The following is a 17,797-nucleotide window of genomic DNA, read 5'->3' as shown; positions in this document are numbered from 1 at the left end:
CACATTGATGAAGGAGACTGTCGTGTCGGCGAACAGCTTCGACGCCCGCAGCACGCTGCGCGTGGGCGACGAGTCGTACGAGATCTTCAAGCTGGACAAGGTCGAGGGCTCCGCGCGCCTCCCTTACAGCCTGAAGGTCCTCCTGGAGAACCTGCTCCGCACCGAGGACGGCGCGAACATCACCGCCGATCACATCCGTGCCCTCGGCGGCTGGGACTCGCAGGCTCAGCCGAGCCAGGAGATCCAGTTCACGCCCGCGCGCGTGATCATGCAGGACTTCACCGGTGTGCCCTGCGTCGTCGACCTCGCCACCATGCGCGAGGCCGTCAAGGAGCTCGGCGGCGACCCGGCGAAGGTCAACCCGCTCTCCCCGGCCGAGCTGGTCATCGACCACTCGGTCATCGCCGACAAGTTCGGCACCGCGGACGCCTTCGGCCAGAACGTCGAGCTGGAGTACGGCCGCAACAAGGAGCGCTACCAGTTCCTGCGCTGGGGCCAGACCGCCTTCGACGACTTCAAGGTCGTCCCCCCGGGCACCGGCATCGTCCACCAGGTGAACATCGAGCACCTGGCCCGTACGGTCATGGTCCGCAACGGCCAGGCGTACCCCGACACCCTCGTCGGCACCGACTCCCACACCACCATGGTCAACGGCCTCGGTGTGCTCGGCTGGGGCGTCGGCGGCATCGAGGCCGAGGCCGCGATGCTCGGCCAGCCGGTCTCCATGCTCATCCCGCGCGTCGTCGGCTTCAAGCTGACCGGCGAGCTCCCGGCCGGCACCACCGCCACCGACCTGGTCCTCACGATCACCGAGATGCTGCGCAAGCACGGCGTCGTCGGCAAGTTCGTCGAGTTCTACGGTGAGGGCGTCGCCGCGACCTCCCTCGCGAACCGCGCCACCATCGGCAACATGTCGCCGGAGTTCGGCTCCACCGCCGCGATCTTCCCGATCGACGACGAGACCCTGAAGTACCTGCGTCTGACCGGCCGCGACGCCCAGCAGGTCGCGCTCGTCGAGGCGTACGCCAAGGAGCAGGGCCTCTGGCTCGACCCGGCCGCCGAGCCCGACTTCTCCGAGAAGCTGGAGCTCGACCTCTCCACGGTCGTCCCCTCCATCGCCGGCCCGAAGCGCCCGCAGGACCGCATCGTCCTCGCGAACGCCGCCCAGCAGTTCGCGCTCGACGTGCGCAACTACGTCGACGAGGCGGACGAGGCGGGCAAGGAGTCCTTCCCGGCCTCCGACGCCCCGGCGAACCACCCGAACGGCGCCCCGTCGAAGCCCGTCCTCGTGACGGCCCCCGACGGCTCGACGTACGAGATCGACCACGGCGCCGTCACCGTCGCCGCGATCACCTCCTGCACCAACACGTCGAACCCGTACGTGATGGTCGCCGCCGCGCTCGTCGCGAAGAAGGCCGTGGAGAAGGGCCTGACCCGCAAGCCGTGGGTCAAGACCACCCTCGCCCCGGGCTCGAAGGTCGTCACCGACTACTTCGACAAGGCGGGCCTGACCCCGTACCTCGACAAGGTCGGCTTCAACCTCGTCGGCTACGGCTGCACCACCTGCATCGGCAACTCCGGCCCGCTGCCGGAGGAGGTCTCCAAGGCCGTCAACGAGCACGACCTGGCCGTGACCTCGGTGCTCTCGGGCAACCGAAACTTCGAGGGTCGCATCAACCCCGACGTCAAGATGAACTACCTGGCCTCGCCGCCGCTGGTCGTCGCGTACGCGCTCGCCGGCTCGATGAAGGTCGACGTCACCAAGGACGCCCTCGGCATCGACCAGGACGGCAAGCCCGTCTACCTGGCCGACATCTGGCCGACGGAGGCCGAGGTCAACGACGTCGTCGCCAACGCCATCGGCGAGGACATGTTCAACAAGTCCTACCAGGACGTCTTCGCGGGCGACGCCCAGTGGCAGGCGCTGCCGATCCCGACCGGCAACACCTTCGAGTGGGACACCGAGTCCACCTACGTCCGCAAGCCCCCGTACTTCGAGGGCATGACGATGGAGACCACCCCGGTCACCGACATCGTCGGCGCGCGCGTCCTGGCCAAGCTGGGCGACTCGGTCACCACCGACCACATCTCCCCGGCCGGCGCCATCAAGGCCGACACCCCGGCTGGCAAGTACCTCACCGAGCACGGTGTGGAGCGTCGTGACTTCAACTCCTACGGCTCGCGCCGAGGCAACCACGAGGTCATGATCCGCGGCACGTTCGCCAACATCCGCCTGCGCAACCAGATCGCGCCGGGCACCGAGGGCGGCTTCACCCGCGACTTCACCCAGGCGGACGCGCCGGTGTCGTTCATCTACGACGCCTCGCGCAACTACATCGAGCAGGGCACCCCGCTCGCGATCCTGGCGGGCAAGGAGTACGGCTCCGGCTCGTCCCGCGACTGGGCCGCCAAGGGCACCGCGCTCCTGGGCGTCAAGGCCGTCATCGCCGAGTCGTACGAGCGCATCCACCGCTCGAACCTCATCGGCATGGGCGTCCTGCCGCTCCAGTTCCCGGAGGGCGCGAACGCCGAGTCCCTCGGCCTGACCGGCGAGGAGGCCTTCTCCTTCACCGGCGTCGAGGAGCTCAACAACGGCACCACGCCGCGCACGGTCAAGGTCACCACCGACACCGGTGTCGAGTTCGACGCGGTCGTCCGCATCGACACCCCCGGCGAGGCGGACTACTACCGCAACGGCGGCATCATGCAGTACGTGCTCCGCAACCTGATCCGTGGCTGACCCCCGCTGATCCGGTAGCAAGCGGAAAGGGCCCCGCTCCTCGGAAGAGGAGCGGGGCCCTTTCGCTCGTTCACCCGGAGGCGGACGAAGGATCAGAACATGAGGCGGAAGCCGTTCCAGCCGGCCGTGCCGATCTTTACCTTGGTGTGGAACGGGGAGGACGCGTTACCCGTGCCCTTGTACAGCCACAGCGCACCCGAACCGTCACGGGCGGTGAGGTCCGCGATGCCGTCGTAGTTGATGTCGCCGACGGAGAGCAGGTTGTTGAAGCCGCCCCAGCCGGCGCCGATGCGGGTGCGGGTGGTGAAGGGCGCCTTGTAGTTGCCGGTGCCCTTGTACAGCCACAGCACGCCCGAACCGTCACGCGCGACGATGTCGGCCTTGCCGTCGTTGGTCAGGTCGCCCTTGCCGGTGATCTGGTTGTAGGCGTTCCAACCGGTGCCGACCTTGTAGCGCGGGGTGAGCTTGCCGGTGCCGTAGCCCAGGTAGTGCCAGAGCACGCCCGAGGTGTCCCGCGCGAACAGGTCGTCGGCGGCGCCGCCGCCGGTGTTGCTCGCCGAGAACACCTTGGTGTAGCTGCCCCAGCCGCCGCCGATGTCGGTCGGGTTGGCGTCGAACCGCATGTGGGCGAGACGGCCGTTCTCGACGAACCAGAGGGCGTCCGAGCGACCGTCGGCGTTGTGGTCCGCCTGCGTGATGAACTTGCTGTACTGCCAGCCGCTGCCGCTGCTCACGGAGGCCTTCAGGCCACCGGTGCCGTTGAGGTCGTAGCGGTAGAGCGCGCCGCTGCTGACGGCGCCGTAGAGGGAGTTCCTCGGCGTCACCGCGGCCGTGGCGGCGAGCGCGCCGGCGCGCGGCGCCGACTCCACGACGCCGGTCGCGGAGCGGTCGGGCTGCGGCGCGTCCGCCGCGACCGCGGAGGTCGTCGTGCCCACCAGGGCCGCCGTGATCGCCGCGACCGTGACACGGGTCAGAACGCCCGTACGGTTCAGGCCAGAAGATTTGGCCACGTAATACTCCAGATGCGTAGGTAACAGGCAGGTTCGCCGTGCCTCCGTCGCGAGGACGGGCGTCGGCGAGACCTCTATGATCTCGCCCTTCCTTACGGAATCTTCACCGGGCGACGGGTCTGTGACACAACTGTTTCGGTCACGGACGTATGTCCCCTTTTGCCCCCGCAGCGCACCACTCGGCACGGTTCGGTCCAGCCAATCGTGCGGCAAGGCCCCCAATATGTGGAGGTCTGATGTGCTGTCAAGGGTGTTACAGGGCCAACGGTTGGACGAAACGCCGCAGATTCGGCGCGCTTATCCCGGAGGTCTCAACTCGGGAAAGATGGTTGCTGAAACCTGCTTTCGATCTTGCTCCGGTGAAGGGAAGTGGACTATACCTGTCGGCGTCCAGCCCGTCGGAAAGCTCCGGCGAGGCCCGACGCGTGCACGACCCGGCTGCAAATGACCGCGGTGGCGGGGCCCTTCGCCTGAGGCGAGTGAGTACGGGCGACCGGTACACCGCCTGAGTCCTGAATGAAGGCGAGGACTTGAGCATGGGATCCACCTCCGCACACACCAATGAGGGCGGCCTCGGCCGTCGCGATCTGATCAAGCGTTCCGCGGCGATCGGTCTGATCTCGGTGCCGACGATGGGCTTCCTCTCCGCCTGCGCGAGCAGCGACGCCAGTGGCAACGGAAAGGTCGAGAAGGGCCAGAAGTCCGAAAAGAACCCGCTCGGGGTGAACGAGTCGGCAGGGCTTGATTTCGTCCTCTTCGACGGTGGTTTCGGGCAGGACTACGCCAAGGACGCCATCAAGATCTACGAGACGAATTATCCCAAGGCGAAGGTCAAGTTCACCCCGACTCAGAAGATCACCACCACGCTGCAGCCGCGCTTCAACGGTGGCACCCCGCCGGACCTCATCGACAACTCCGGCGCCGAGCAGATGGACATGGGTGTCCTCGTCGGCCAGAAGCAGCTGATGGACCTCACCCCGCTGCTCGACTCGCCCTCCGTCGACGACCCGAAGAAGACGGTCCGCGAGACCCTGCGTCCCGGCATCGTCGAGATGGGCCAGTTCGACGGCGACCCGGTGTGGATCATGTACTACGCCTACACGGTCTACGGCGTCTGGTACTCGCAGAAGCTGCTCGACTCCCTCGACGCCAAGTACCCCGAGACCTGGGACGAGATGCTGGCCGTCTGCGAGAAGGCCAAGAAGAAGGGCATCGCCGGCTGGACGTACGCGGGCAAGCACCCGTACTACGTCCCGTTCTCGCTGTACCCGATGATCGCCAAGGTCGGCGGCCGCGAGGTCCTGGACGCCATCGACAACCTGGAGCCGAAGGCCTGGGAGCACCCCGCGGTCAAGGCGTGTTTCGAGGCGTACTACGAGCTCGTCAGGAAGGGGTACGTCCTCAAGGGCACCCCCGGCCTCGACCACATCCAGTCGCAGACCGCCTGGACCGAGGGCAAGGCGCTGTTCATCCCGAACGGCTCCTGGGTCGAGAACGAGGCGGCGAAGACCATGCCGGCCGACTTCAACCTGGCCGTCTCCGGCCCGACCGGCCTGGACGCCTCCGACAAGTTGCCGTTCGGCACGATCTGGGCGTCCGGCGGCGAGCCCTTCATCGTCCCCGCGAAGGCGAAGAACGCCGAGGGCGGCATGGAGCAGCTGCGCATCATGCTCAGCGAGGCCTCCTCCAAGAACTTCACGCAGTCCGTGAAGTCGCTGACCGCCCTCAACGGCGGCACCGACGGCATCGAGCTGACCCCGGGCCTCAAGTCCGGCGTCGCCGCCCTGGACAAGGCCGGCCAGAACGTCGTCAACCCCCGTCTGCAGGACTGGTACGTCGCGCTGCAGAAGGAGAAGATCGGTGTCGCCGGTATCGGCGAGCTGATGGCCGGCCGCGCCACCCCGGCCGAGACGATCAAGAAGATCCAGAAGTTCGCCGACGAGGCGGCCCAGGACTCCTCGATCAAGCACTACAAGCACCAGTGAGCAGTGCCGGGGCCCCTTCCCGCCGACCGGGAGCGGGCCCCGGCCCCCTAGCGCGTGGCAGCAGCGGCGCGCCTCCGCGGGAAGATCGGGGTCGGTAGGAAATGCAACACGGCAAGTACCGTTTCATCGTGGGGTTCCTGGCGGCCCCCCTCGCGCTCTACGCGCTGTTCGTCATCTGGCCGTTCATCCAGTCCATCTACTACTCGTTCACGGACTGGACCGGGCTGAGTCCCGAATTCGGGATGGTCGGGTTCGACAACTACAGCAGAATGCTGGACGACGAGGTCTTCTGGAAATCGCTCCAGCACAGTCTGACCTTCGCGGTGGTACTGCCGCTGGTGACCGTCGGCCTCGCGCTGTTCTTCGCCTTCATGCTCAATGTCGGCGGTCGGCGCCGCAGGGGAGCGGCCATCGCGGGCGTACGCGGATCGTCGTTCTATAAGATCGTCTATTTCTTCCCGCAGGTGCTGTCGATCGCGATCGTCGCGCTGCTCTTCCAGTTCGCCTACAACCCGAACAGCGGAGCGATCAATTCCGTACTGAAGGGTGTCGGTCTCGACAGTATTCAGCCGGACTGGCTCGGCGACCCGGACCTCGCCCTCATCTGCGTGATGGTGGTTCTCGTCTGGTCCACGGTCGGATTCTTCGTGGTCCTGTTCTCGGCCGGCATGGCGTCGATCCCGCGGGACTTCTACGAGGCGGCCCTCCTCGACGGAGCGAACCGCTTCACCACCTTCTTCAAGATCACCCTGCCGCTGCTCTGGGACACCGTGCAGTCCGGGTGGATCTACATGGGCATCCTGGCGCTCGGCGCGGAGTCCTTCGCCGTCGTCCAGATCATGACCGTAGGCCCCAACGGCGGCGGGCCGGACTACTCCACCATCGTCCTTCCGCTGTACGTGTACCAGAAGGCGTTCCGGGACGGTCAGGCCGCCTACGCAACGACCATCGGTGTCGCGCTCCTCGTCGTCACGCTGGCCTTCGCGGCCGTCGTGATGAAGCTGGGCCGACGCGAGCGGCTGGAGTTCTGATGAAGACGACCGACACTGCCGTCACCGGCGTCGAGACCCCCGGCTCCCCGTCCGGCTCCGGTCCCGTGCTCACCAAGACGCCGCCGGCCGCCCCGCGCAAGACCGCCAAGGCCGAGGGCGCGGCCCTCAACGTCTTCTCGCACGGCATGCTCATCCTCTGGGCGATCATGGTCGTCATGCCGCTGCTCTGGGCGGTCATGACCTCCTTCAAGACCGACAGGGCGATCTTCACCTCGCCGTGGGCGCTGCCCGACAAGCTGCACTTCGAGAACTGGTCGCGCGCCTGGACCGAAGCGCACATGAGCGACTACTTCCTGAACACCATCCTGGTGGTCGGCGGCTCGCTCTTCGGCACGCTGCTCCTCGGCTCGATGGCGGCCTACGTGCTGGCCCGCTTCGACTTCCCGGGCAGCCGCTTCATCTACTTCCTCTTCATCGGAGGGATGAGCTTCCCGATCATCCTGGCGCTGGTGCCGCTGTTCTACGTGATGCAGAACATGGCCCTGCTCAACACCCTGCACGGCCTGATCCTCGTCTACATCGCGTACTCGCTGCCGTTCACCGTCTTCTTCCTCACCGCCTTCTTCCGCACCCTGCCGACCTCGGTGGCGGAAGCGGCCTTCGTGGACGGCGCCTCGCACACCCGGACCTTCTTCCAGGTGATGCTGCCGATGGCCAAGCCCGGTCTGATCAGCGTCGGCATCTTCAACTTCCTCGGCCAGTGGAACCAGTACCTGCTGCCGACGGTGCTCAACACCGAGCCGGAGAAGAAGGTGCTCTCGCAGGGTCTGGTCCAGCTCGCCGTCAGCCAGGGCTACAAGGGCGACTGGTCCGGCCTCTTCGCGGGTCTGGTGATGGCCATGCTGCCGGTCCTCGCCGCGTACATCATCTTCCAGCGGCAGGTGGTGGCCGGTCTGACCGCCGGCGCCGTGAAGTGATCCCCGGGCCTCTCCGGCCCTCTCCGACACCCCCGAAGGGCCCCCGGCGCCGCCGCGCCGGGGGCCCTTCGTGTGCCGTGACACCCGACGCCCCTCGCTCAAGGTCTTGACGGGGGGCAAGGCGAAAGCGTCCCCTTAGGGTTCACATGTTGGAGAAATCGGTGGGAGTGAGTGAGTCGATGGAGACTCCGGGGTCGCAGACATCTCTGCACAGGGCCAATCTCGAACGGGTCGTCCGGGCGGTGCGGATGGCCGGCTCGCTCACCCAGGCGGAGATCGCCCGGGCGACGGGCCTGTCCGCCGCCACGGTCTCCAACATCGTGCGGGAGCTGAAGGACGGCGGGACGGTCGACGTCACCCCGACCTCCGCGGGCGGCCGCAGGGCCCGCAGCGTCTCGCTCTCCGGGGACGCGGGCATCGTCATCGGCGTCGACTTCGGCCACACCCACCTGCGGGTCGCCGTCGGCAACCTCGCCCATCAGGTGCTGGCGGAGGAGGCCGAGCCGCTCGACGTGGACGCCTCCGCCGCCGAGGGCTTCGACCGGGCGGAGCAGCTGGTCACCCGGCTGATCGAGGCCACCGGGATCGGCCGCGACAAGGTCATCGGCGTCGGTCTCGGCGTACCGGGCCCCATCGACGTCTCCTCCGGCCTGCTCGGCTCGACCTCGATCCTGCCGGGCTGGAGCGGCATCAACCCGGCCGAGGAGCTCTCCCGCCGCCTCGGCGTCCCCGTGCACGTCGACAACGACGCCAACCTGGGCGCGCTCGGCGAGCTGGTCTGGGGGAGCGGGCGGGGCGTCAAGGACCTCGCGTACATCAAGGTGGCCAGCGGCGTCGGTGCCGGTCTCGTCATCGACGGGCGGGTCTACCGCGGCCCCGGCGGCACCGCCGGCGAGATCGGGCACATCACCCTCGACGAGTCGGGACCGGTCTGCCGCTGCGGCAACCGCGGCTGCCTGGAGACCTTCACCGCCGCCCGCTACGTCCTGCCGCTCCTCCAGCCCAGCCACGGCCCGGACCTGACCATGGAACGGGTCGTCCAGCTGGCCAGGGCGGGCGACCCCGGCTGCCGCCGGGTGATCGCCGATGTCGGCCGGCACATCGGCAGCGGCATCGCCAACCTCTGCAACCTCCTCAACCCCAGCCGCGTGGTGCTCGGCGGCGACCTCGCGGAGGCCGGCGAGCTGGTGCTCGCGCCCATCAGGGACTCCGTCTCGCGGTACGCGATCCCCAGCGCCGCCCGGCAGCTCTCGCTGGCCCAGGGGGCGCTCGGCGGGCGTGCGGAGGTGCTGGGCGCCCTCGCCCTCGTCCTGAGCGAGATGGGCGATTCGACCCTGTTGGAGAGCCCGCTGCCCGCGGCCGCCCCGACCTCCACGCCTGCCTTCACTTAGATAACGAAAGGCACCGTTGTCATCTCGTTAAGAATTTACTTCTTGACGACGGTGTTGCGGCCGAGTTGACTTCGTGCATCCTCGGCCGCAACGTCGCGGCCTCGTCAGGGAGGCAACCCCAATGAACGCAGTGACGCGTCGCGCCGTCATAGCCACGGCCGCGGTCTCGATGGCCCTCTCGCTCGCCGCCTGTGGCCAGGCCGGTGGCGGAGACAGCGAAGACAAGGGCAGCTCGACCAAGATCGGTCTGCTCCTTCCCGAGAACAAGACCTCGCGCTACGAGGCCCTGGACAAGCCCCAGTTCGAGAAGGCCGTCAAGGCCGCCTGCTCCGACTGCGAGATCGTGTACAACAACGCGGTCTCCGACATCGTCAAGCAGAAGCAGCAGTTCGACCAGCTGATCGCCGACGGCGTCAAGGTCATCGCCCTCGACCCGGTGGACTCGGCCAAGGCCGCGGGCTGGCTCAAGGACGCGAAGGCCAAGGGCGTCAAGGTCGTCGCGTACGACCGTGCCATCCCGGGTGCCGACGCCTACGTCAGCCACGACAACAACAAGGTCGGCGAGCTCCAGGGCCAGGCGCTCCTCGCCGCCCTCGGCTCCAAGGCCGCCACCGCCAACGTCGTGATGATCAACGGTGACGAGAAGGACCCGAACGCCGCGCTGTTCAAGAAGGGCGCCCACACCGCGCTCGACGGCAAGGTCGGCAAGGTCGCCTACGAGGCGTCCGGCGAGTGGGACCCGAAGGTCGCCGGCGAGAAGATGTCCGCCGCGATCTCCTCGGTCGGCAAGGACAAGATCGGCGCCGTCTACTCCGCCAACGACGGCATGGCCGGAGGCATCATCACCTCCCTCGAGAACGCCGGCGTCAAGAACGTCCCGGTCGGCGGCCAGGACGCCGAGGTCGCGGGCATCCAGCGCATCGTCGCCGGCTCGCAGACCTTCACGATCTACAAGTCGCCGCTCCAGCTGGCCCCCGAGGCCGCCAAGTTCGCGGTGAACCTGCTCAAGGGCAAGGAGCTCGGCGCGCAGGGCGCGACCGACGGCGTGCCCTCCACGCTCTTCCCCCCGGTCGTGGTCGACAAGGCCAACATCCAGTCCACGGTGATCGCCGACGGCATCTACAAGGCCGCCGACATCTGCACCGCGGACCTCGCCGCCAAGTGCACCGAGCTGGGCATCAAGTAACCCTCCGGGCCTCGTCCTGAGCCCGGCCGGGCCCTCACGGGCCCGGCTCCCCGGCGACGGACCCCCGTGCGTCGCGTACGACCGCCCCGTCCCCGCTTCCCGCCCGTGCGACCGGCCCCCCGGCCGGCCGCCACGTGCAAGAGGTGAAGGAGTGCGCGGCGGATACGCACCACGAACGGGTTCCGTCCCCACCCACGCCGTCCGGTTCCCGGCCGACCCAGACCCCGCTGTCGGTCCGGGAGCCGGACGTGCAAGCCCCCCTCAGATTTCGGCGCCGCCCGGGCGGCGCGCCATGCCCGCCGCCGCACCGGTGGCGAAGGAGTTGGTTCACGTGTCCCAGACGCCCGTGTTGGCGTTGCGCGGGATCTTCAAGCGGTTCGGAGCGGTTCAGGTCCTCTCCGGTGTCGATCTCGAAGTCCACGCAGGAGAGGTCGTCGCGCTCGTCGGCGACAACGGAGCGGGCAAGTCGACGCTCGTCAAGACGATCGCCGGCGTGCACCCCATCGACGAGGGCGTCATCGAGTGGGAGGGCGAGCCGGTCGAGATCAACCGCCCGCACGACTCCCAGAACCTCGGTGTCGCGACCGTCTACCAGGACCTCGCGCTCTGCGACAACCTCGACGTCGTCGCCAACCTGTTCCTCGGCCGGGAGATCAAGAAGGGCGGCGTCCTCGACGAGGTCGCCATGGAGAAGCGGGCGAAGGACCTCCTTTCGACCCTCTCCATCCGCATCCCCAGCGTCCGCATCCCCGTCGCCGCCCTCTCCGGCGGTCAGCGGCAGGTCGTCGCCATCGCGCGCGCCCTCGTCGGCAACCCCAAGATCGTGATCCTGGACGAGCCGACCGCCGCCCTCGGCGTCGAGCAGACCGCACAGGTCCTCGACCTGGTCGAGCGGCTGCGCGAGCAGGGCCTCGGCGTCATCCTCATCAGCCACAACATGGCCGACGTGAAGGCCGTCGCCGACACCGTTGCGGTGCTGCGCCTGGGCCGGAACAACGGCACCTTCCCGGTGGCCACCACCACGCACGAAGAGATCATCGCCGCGATCACGGGAGCCACGGACAACGCCGTGACCCGCCGCCAGGCGCGCAACGCGGAGGTAGCGAAGTGAGCAAGACCCCGCAGACCCCGCAGCCCGCTCAGGCCGCGAGCGACCAGGCGGCCGTGCCGGACCCCCGGACGGGCGAGCAGGCCCCGGCCGCCGCCGCGATCCCCGCCGTCGACCCCCGCCTCCTCGTCCGCCAGCAGGGCCTCAAGGGCTACGTCGACGAGTTCAAGCGCAAGATCCGCTCCGGCGAGATCGGCTCGCTGCCGGTCGTCGTCGGCCTCATCGTCATCGGCATCGTCTTCCAGGCCCTCACCGGCAACTTCATCACCTCGTACAACCTCGACCAGATCACGCTGTACGCGGTCGGCCCCGGCATCATGGCCGTCGGCATCGTCTTCGTCCTGCTGCTCGGCGAGATCGACCTCGCCGTCGGCTCCGTGGCGGGCCTCGCCGGCGCGGTCTGGGGCGTCCTCGGCACGGACATGCCGGACGGGCTCGCGATCGTCCTCGGCATCCTCTCCGGCACCCTGATCGGCGCCTTCCACGGTCTGATCTTCGCCAAGATCGGCGTGCCCGCCTTCGTCGTCACCCTCGCCGGCTTCCTCGGCTGGGCCGGCCTGCAGACCTGGGTGATGGGCGACCGGTCCACCATCCCCACGCCGATCGGCAGCTTCGTCGGCGACCTCACGAAGTACTACTTCTCCGACGTCGCCGCCGCCTACGGCCTCGCCGTGGTCGTCGTCGCCGCCTTCTACCTCGCCCAGCTGCGCGACTCGCGCCGCCGCAAGGCCGCCGAGCTCCCGCACCGCCCGCAGAGCGAGATCATCCTGCGCACCGCCGTCCTGGCGGTCCTGGTCCTCGTCGCCGCGTACGGCTTCAACCAGGAGCAGGGCCTCCCGCTCTCCCTGGTGATCTTCCTGGTGATCCTGCTGGTCACCGACTTCGTCCTGCGCCGCACCACGTACGGCCGGCAGGTCTTCGCGGTCGGCGGCGGCATCGAGGCGGCGCGCCGCGCCGGCATCAACGTCTCGTGGATCCGGATCTCGGTCTTCATGATCTCCGGCACCATGGGCGCGATCGGCGGCCTCTTCCTCGCCTCCGCCACCGGCGGCGCCGACCGCTCCCTCGGCGGCGGCAACCAGCTCATGATGTGCATCGCCGCGGCGGTCATCGGCGGCACGTCCCTCTTCGGCGGACGCGGCAAGGTCTGGTCGGCGCTCCTGGGCATCCTGGTCATCCAGTCGATCGTCCAGGGCCTCAACCAGATGAACCTGTCCTCGAACGCGATCCAGTACATGATCACCGGAGCGGTCCTGCTCATCGCCGTGATCATCGACTCGGTCTCCCGCAAGACGCAGAAGACGGCCGGCCGCGCGTAGGGTCGCCCCGCGCGTAACGCTCGCCACACCGCCCGGCGCCGCGAAACCGGCGCCGGGCACTGCTGCGTCCGGAGCAGTGCACCGCCCGTACAGATCCACGTACAGAGCCGTACAGATCCACGCACAGAGCCGTACAGATCAGCGGACCGTCCGCCATGAGGGTGACGCCTCACCCCCTGGCCCGATGCCCGCGATCCAAGACGGAACATTAGACTCGACAAATCGGCAAGCTCGACCAGCTCAAACGCAAGGAGGCACGGGTGGCTCTGCTGACCCGTATCAGGGGACCGCGAGATCTGGACCGGCTTTCCCCGGAACAGCTGGACCAGCTGGCCGACGAGATCAGGACGTTCCTCGTGGACGCCGTCTCCAAGACCGGCGGGCACCTCGGCCCCAACCTCGGTGTGGTCGAGCTGACCATCGCCCTGCACCGGGTGTTCGACTCCCCGAAGGACAAGGTCCTCTGGGACACCGGACACCAGAGCTACGTCCACAAGCTGCTCACCGGCCGCCAGGACTTCTCCAAGCTCAAGATGAAGGGCGGCCTCTCCGGCTACCCCTCGCAGGCGGAGTCCGAGCACGACGTGATCGAGAACTCGCACGCCTCGACCGTCCTCGGCTGGGCCGACGGCCTCGCCAAGGCCAACGAGGTCCTGAAGAAGGACGACCACGTCGTCGCCGTCATCGGCGACGGAGCCCTCACGGGCGGCATGGCCTGGGAGGCGCTGAACAACATCGCCGCCGCCAAGGACCGCCCGCTCGTCATCGTCGTCAACGACAACGAGCGCTCCTACGCCCCGACCATCGGCGGCCTCGCCAACCACCTGGCGACCCTGCGCACCACCGACGGCTACGAGCGCTTCCTCGCCCGCGGCAAGGACATCCTGGAGCGCACCCCGGTCGTCGGGAAGCCGCTCTACGAGACCCTGCACGGCGCCAAGAAGGGCCTCAAGGACTTCATCGCCCCGCAGGGCATGTTCGAGGACCTCGGCCTCAAGTACGTCGGCCCCATCGACGGCCACGACATCGAGGCACTGGAGTCCGCGCTGACCCGCGCCAAGCGCTTCGGCGGCCCGGTCATCGTCCACTGCCTCACCGAGAAGGGCCGCGGCTACCAGCCGGCCCTCCAGGACGAGGCCGACCGCTTCCACGCCGTCGGCAAGATCCACCCCGACACCGGTCTGCCCATCGCCTCCTCGGGCGCCGACTGGACGGGCGTCTTCGCCCAGGAGATGGTCGAGCTCGGCAAGGAGCGCGCGGACATCGTCGCGATCACCGCGGCCATGCTCCAGCCCGTCGGCCTCGACAAGTTCGCCAAGGCCTTCCCCGAGCGGGTCTTCGACGTCGGCATCGCCGAACAGCACGCCGCCGTCTCCGCGGCCGGCCTTGCCACCGGCGGACTCCACCCGGTCTTCGCCGTCTACGCGACCTTCCTCAACCGCGCCTTCGACCAGGTCCTCATGGACGTCGCCCTGCACAAGTGCGGCGTCACCTTCGTCCTGGACCGGGCCGGCGTCACCGGCACCGACGGCGCCTCCCACAACGGCATGTGGGACATGTCGATCCTCCAGGTCGTACCCGGCCTGCGGCTCGCCGCACCGCGCGACGCCGACCAGGTCCGCGCCCAGCTGCGCGAGGCCGTCGAGGTCACCGACGCCCCGACCGTCGTCCGCTTCTCCAAGGGCGCCGTCGGCCCCGCCGTACCGGCCCTGCGCCGCGTCGGCGGCATGGACGTGCTCCGCGAGCCCGGCTCCGACCGGCCGGACGTCCTCCTGGTCTCCGTGGGCGCCCTCGCGCCCATGTGCCTGGAGATCGCCGACCTCCTCGACCGGCAGGGCATCTCCACCACCGTCGTCGACCCCCGTTGGGTCAAGCCCGTCGACGAGGCCCTCGCCCCGCTCGCCGAGCGCCACCGCGTCGTCGTCACCGTCGAGGACAACAGCCGTGTCGGCGGCGTCGGCTCGGCCGTCGCCCAGGCGCTGCGCGACGCCGGAGTGGACGTGCCGCTGCGTGACTTCGGCATCCCGCCGCGCTTCCTCGACCACGCCTCGCGCGGCGAGGTCATGGCCGAGATCGGGCTGACCGCCCCGGACATCGCCCGTCAGGTCACCGGTCTGGTCTCGCGTCTGGACGGCCTCCCCCGAGCTCTCGACTCCGCTCGAGCAGGGGGGACCCCCACCGACACCAGCGCGAAGGCCGTGGAGCCCGCGCGCGACTGACGAACGACGTCACCCCGCGTCACCTTTGGGCCGGTCGGATCACTCTTCGGAGTGCCGACCGGCCCTTCCGCGTGCATTCTGACCCTAAAGCGGGCAGTTCCCTGGCATGGAGGTACGACGGTGAGTACGGACCAGCAGCCACGGGCGAACTCCGGAATCTTCCGGACCAAATCGGTCGAGCAGTCGATCCGCGACACGGAGGAACCCGAGCACGCGCTCCGGAAATCCCTGTCGGCATGGGATCTGACCGTCTTCGGCGTCGGCGTCATCATCGGCACCGGCATCTTCGTCCTCACCGGCAAGGTCGCCAAGGAGAACGCGGGACCGGCCACGGCCCTCGCCTTCGTGGCGGCCGGCATCGTGTGCGCCCTCGCCGCCCTCTGCTACGCCGAGTTCGCCTCGACGGTGCCGGTGGCGGGATCGGCGTACACCTTCGCGTACGCCTCGATCGGCGAGCTGCCCGCCTGGATCATCGGCTGGGACCTCGTCCTGGAGTTCGCCCTCGGTACGGCGGTGGTCGCCGTCGGCTGGTCGGGGTACGTCCGCTCGCTGATGGACAACATCGGCTGGCACCTGCCGGCCTCGCTCGAAGGCCCGGACGTGGCGGGCGGAACCTTCGACATCCTGGCGTTCCTGCTGGTCCTGGTGCTGACCGTGGTCCTCGTCCTGGGCATGAAGCTCTCCGCCCGGATCACCGCGGTCGTCGTGGCCATCAAGGTCACCGTGGTGATGATCGTGATCATCGCCGGCCTGTTCTTCATCGTCGGCGACAACTACAAGCCGTTCATCCCGCCGGCCGTCACCCCGGAGGGCGGCGGCTCCAACTGGGACTCCCCGCTCCTCACGGTCCTCTTCGGCTACGAGCCGACCAACTTCGGCGTGATGGGCATCTTCACCGCCGCCTCGGTCGTCTTCTTCGCCTTCATCGGCTTCGACGTGGTCGCCACCGCCGCCGAGGAGACCAAGCTGCCGCAGCGGGACATGCCCCGGGGCATCCTCGGCTCCCTCCTCATCTGCACCGTGCTGTACGTGGCCGTGGCCCTCGTCGTCACCGGCATGCAGCACTACACCGAGCTGTCGGTGAGCGCCCCGCTCGCCGACGCCTTCAAAGCCGCCGGGCATCCCTTCTACGCCGGCGTGATCAGCTTCGGCGCCGCCGTCGGCCTCACCACGGTCTGTCTGATCCTGCTCCTCGGCCAGACCCGCGTCTTCTTCGCGATGAGCCGCGACGGCCTGCTGCCGCGCTTCTTCTCGGTCACGCACCCGAAGTTCCGGACCCCGTACCGCCCGACGATCCTGCTCGGTGTGATCATCTCCATCGTCGCCGGCTTCACCAGCATCAACGAGCTCGCGACCCTGGTGAACATCGGCACGCTCTTCGCCTTCGTCGTCGTCGCCGTCGGCGTCATGGTGCTCCGCCGCACCCGCCCCGACCTGCCGCGCTCCTTCCGCACTCCCTGGGTGCCGGTGCTGCCGATCATCTCCATCGCCGCCTCGTTCTGGCTGATGCTCAACCTGCCGGGCGAGACCTGGTTCCGCTTCGCGGTGTGGATGGTGATCGGCATCGTCGTGTACTTCCTGTACGGGCGCAAGCACAGCCGGTTGGGTCAGCAGGGCCGGGAAGCGCGGTACTGAGCGGGCAAGGCACCGGGCGGGCAGAGGCGTTCGGGCGGGCGACTACAGTCGGTTCGTACCCGAACTCCCCCGACGACCGGAGCGCTGGATCCCCCCATGGCGAATCGATCCCAGGCCCCCACAGCCTCTGCCCACGGTTCCACTTCCGCCCCTCTCCTCCAGGGCAGCTGGCTGACGAGAGGGGAGGAGGGACGGTTCAGCGCGTACCTGCCCCGGGCGGGTGAGGTGATGCGCTGGACCGAGGAGCCCGAGGGCGGCTGGAGCGGGCCGGTCTCGCTCGGCGGCGACGGGCTGACGCCCTTCCTCGCGGTCGGCCAGGGCGCCGACCGCTACGTCCACCTCGTCGGGCTGCGGCCCACGGCCGGGGACGAGGAGCACGTCGAGCTGGTGCACAGCATCCAGTTCCAGACGGGCCGTCCGGCCGTGGCGTGGCGCTCCATCGGACACTCGAACGGCAAGGGACCGTGGACGGGCAACCCGGCCGTCGCGGTGGACGCCCAGGGCCGCGCGTACGCCTTCGTACGGAACGGCGGCGGCGGGCTGAGCGTACGGGCGCAGAAGGACGCGGGCGGCTGGCACCCGTGGTGGGACCTGCACGGCTCGGGCACCGACCCGTCCCCGGTGGCGGCGGTCAACGGCCAGGGGCGCGTCGAGCTCCTCACGGCGACCGCGAAGGGCCTCCTCCGGTACGTCCAGGAGGAGTCCGGGGCCAAGCCCGTCCGGCAGGACGTGGTGCCGGCGGAGGTCGCCTTCGGCACGCTCGCGGCGGTGACGGGCCCGTCGGGGCACGTGACGGTCTACTACGGCGACAAGGACGGCGGGATCCGCGCCTGGTCCCCGGGGCGCGGTCTGGCGCCGGTGCGGCTCGCCGACGCGGTCGGTACGGGACGGCTGACCGCGACCCGCTGTCTGATCGACGGCTTCGACTGCACGGTCCTCGCCCAGCAGTCGGCGGACGGCCGGCTCGCCCTCGCCGCCTACCCGAGCGAGCAGGAGGAGTCGGGCGCCCGCTGGTCGGAGACCGGTGAGGCGCGCGGGGAGCTGACCACGGTCCTCACCCGGGGCCTCGACGGGCGCCTGGTCGCGATGGCCCTGGCCGGCGGGAAGACGCTGGTCACCACGCGCCAGAAGGCGGCGGCGGACGGCCTTCTCCTGGAGGGCTGGCGCCCCGTGGGCTGAGCCCGGTGACGGGGGCGAGCCCGCCCCCGTACCCCTCTCGCACGGGAACGGCCCCG

The 17,797-nt window shown here is 69.0% G+C and carries 12 protein-coding genes; 11 read left to right on the top strand and 1 reads right to left on the bottom strand.

Translation table 11 applies throughout. The annotated features are described in order from the left end of the window. Positions 1 to 22 precede the first annotated feature (22 nt). Positions 23 to 2,740 (top strand): aconitate hydratase AcnA, encoded by a 2,718-nt coding sequence (acnA, locus tag ACZ6K0_RS28845; protein WP_469232890.1) that lies wholly within the window; start codon positions 23 to 25, stop codon positions 2,738 to 2,740. A 92-nt stretch (positions 2,741 to 2,832) separates the two neighbouring features. On the opposite strand, the gene ACZ6K0_RS28840 is transcribed toward acnA, so the two are convergent. Next, a complete protein-coding gene (locus tag ACZ6K0_RS28840) occupies positions 2,833 to 3,750 on the bottom strand; it encodes an FG-GAP repeat domain-containing protein (RefSeq protein WP_469232892.1) in 918 nt (305 codons plus the stop codon). 536 nt (positions 3,751 to 4,286) lie between these two features. On the opposite strand from ACZ6K0_RS28840, the gene ngcE reads away from it, so the two are divergent. The 10 genes from ngcE to ACZ6K0_RS28790 all read left to right on the top strand — a co-directional run bounded on the left by ngcE (position 4,287) and on the right by ACZ6K0_RS28790 (position 17,741). After that, positions 4,287 to 5,735, top strand: coding sequence for an N-acetylglucosamine/diacetylchitobiose ABC transporter substrate-binding protein (ngcE, locus tag ACZ6K0_RS28835; RefSeq protein WP_469232893.1), 1,449 nt, complete (start codon positions 4,287 to 4,289; stop codon positions 5,733 to 5,735). A gap of 101 nt (positions 5,736 to 5,836) precedes the next feature. Then, positions 5,837 to 6,766: a carbohydrate ABC transporter permease gene (locus ACZ6K0_RS28830; RefSeq protein ID WP_376400898.1), complete on the top strand. Its 930-nt coding sequence runs from the start codon at positions 5,837 to 5,839 to the stop codon at positions 6,764 to 6,766. Beyond that, entirely contained in the window at positions 6,766 to 7,704 is a 939-nt protein-coding gene (locus ACZ6K0_RS28825) for a carbohydrate ABC transporter permease (RefSeq protein WP_376400895.1), read from the top strand. The genes ACZ6K0_RS28830 and ACZ6K0_RS28825 overlap by 1 nt, the downstream gene beginning before the upstream one ends. A gap of 179 nt (positions 7,705 to 7,883) precedes the next feature. Next, a complete protein-coding gene (locus ACZ6K0_RS28820; RefSeq protein WP_376400892.1) occupies positions 7,884 to 9,095 on the top strand; it encodes an ROK family transcriptional regulator in 1,212 nt (403 codons plus the stop codon). A 121-nt stretch (positions 9,096 to 9,216) separates the two neighbouring features. Next, positions 9,217 to 10,281 carry a sugar ABC transporter substrate-binding protein gene (locus tag ACZ6K0_RS28815; protein WP_376400889.1) on the top strand — a complete coding sequence of 355 codons (1,065 nt, stop codon included), beginning with the start codon at positions 9,217 to 9,219 and terminating at the stop codon, positions 10,279 to 10,281. Between the two features lie 322 nt (positions 10,282 to 10,603). Next, positions 10,604 to 11,392 carry an ATP-binding cassette domain-containing protein gene (locus ACZ6K0_RS28810; protein WP_078626871.1) on the top strand — a complete coding sequence of 263 codons (789 nt, stop codon included), beginning with the start codon at positions 10,604 to 10,606 and terminating at the stop codon, positions 11,390 to 11,392. Further along, positions 11,389 to 12,708: a sugar ABC transporter permease gene (locus ACZ6K0_RS28805; RefSeq protein WP_376400886.1), complete on the top strand. Its 1,320-nt coding sequence runs from the start codon at positions 11,389 to 11,391 to the stop codon at positions 12,706 to 12,708. Before ACZ6K0_RS28810 ends, ACZ6K0_RS28805 begins: the two co-directional genes overlap by 4 nt. Before the next feature lie 260 nt (positions 12,709 to 12,968). Further along, positions 12,969 to 14,927 (top strand): 1-deoxy-D-xylulose-5-phosphate synthase, encoded by a 1,959-nt coding sequence (gene dxs / locus ACZ6K0_RS28800; protein ID WP_376400883.1) that lies wholly within the window; start codon positions 12,969 to 12,971, stop codon positions 14,925 to 14,927. A gap of 120 nt (positions 14,928 to 15,047) precedes the next feature. Then, on the top strand, positions 15,048 to 16,562 hold the full coding sequence (locus ACZ6K0_RS28795) for an amino acid permease (RefSeq protein WP_376400880.1): 1,515 nt from the start codon (positions 15,048 to 15,050) through the stop codon (positions 16,560 to 16,562). A gap of 96 nt (positions 16,563 to 16,658) precedes the next feature. Beyond that, entirely contained in the window at positions 16,659 to 17,741 is a 1,083-nt protein-coding gene (locus ACZ6K0_RS28790) for a PLL family lectin (protein WP_469232897.1), read from the top strand. Positions 17,742 to 17,797 lie beyond the last annotated feature (56 nt).

The sequence above is a fragment of the Streptomyces sp. NPDC042346 genome, from assembly GCF_055581845.1.
The sequence above is the reverse complement of the archived record's forward strand: the minus strand, read 5'-3'. Positions and strand labels throughout refer to the sequence as shown.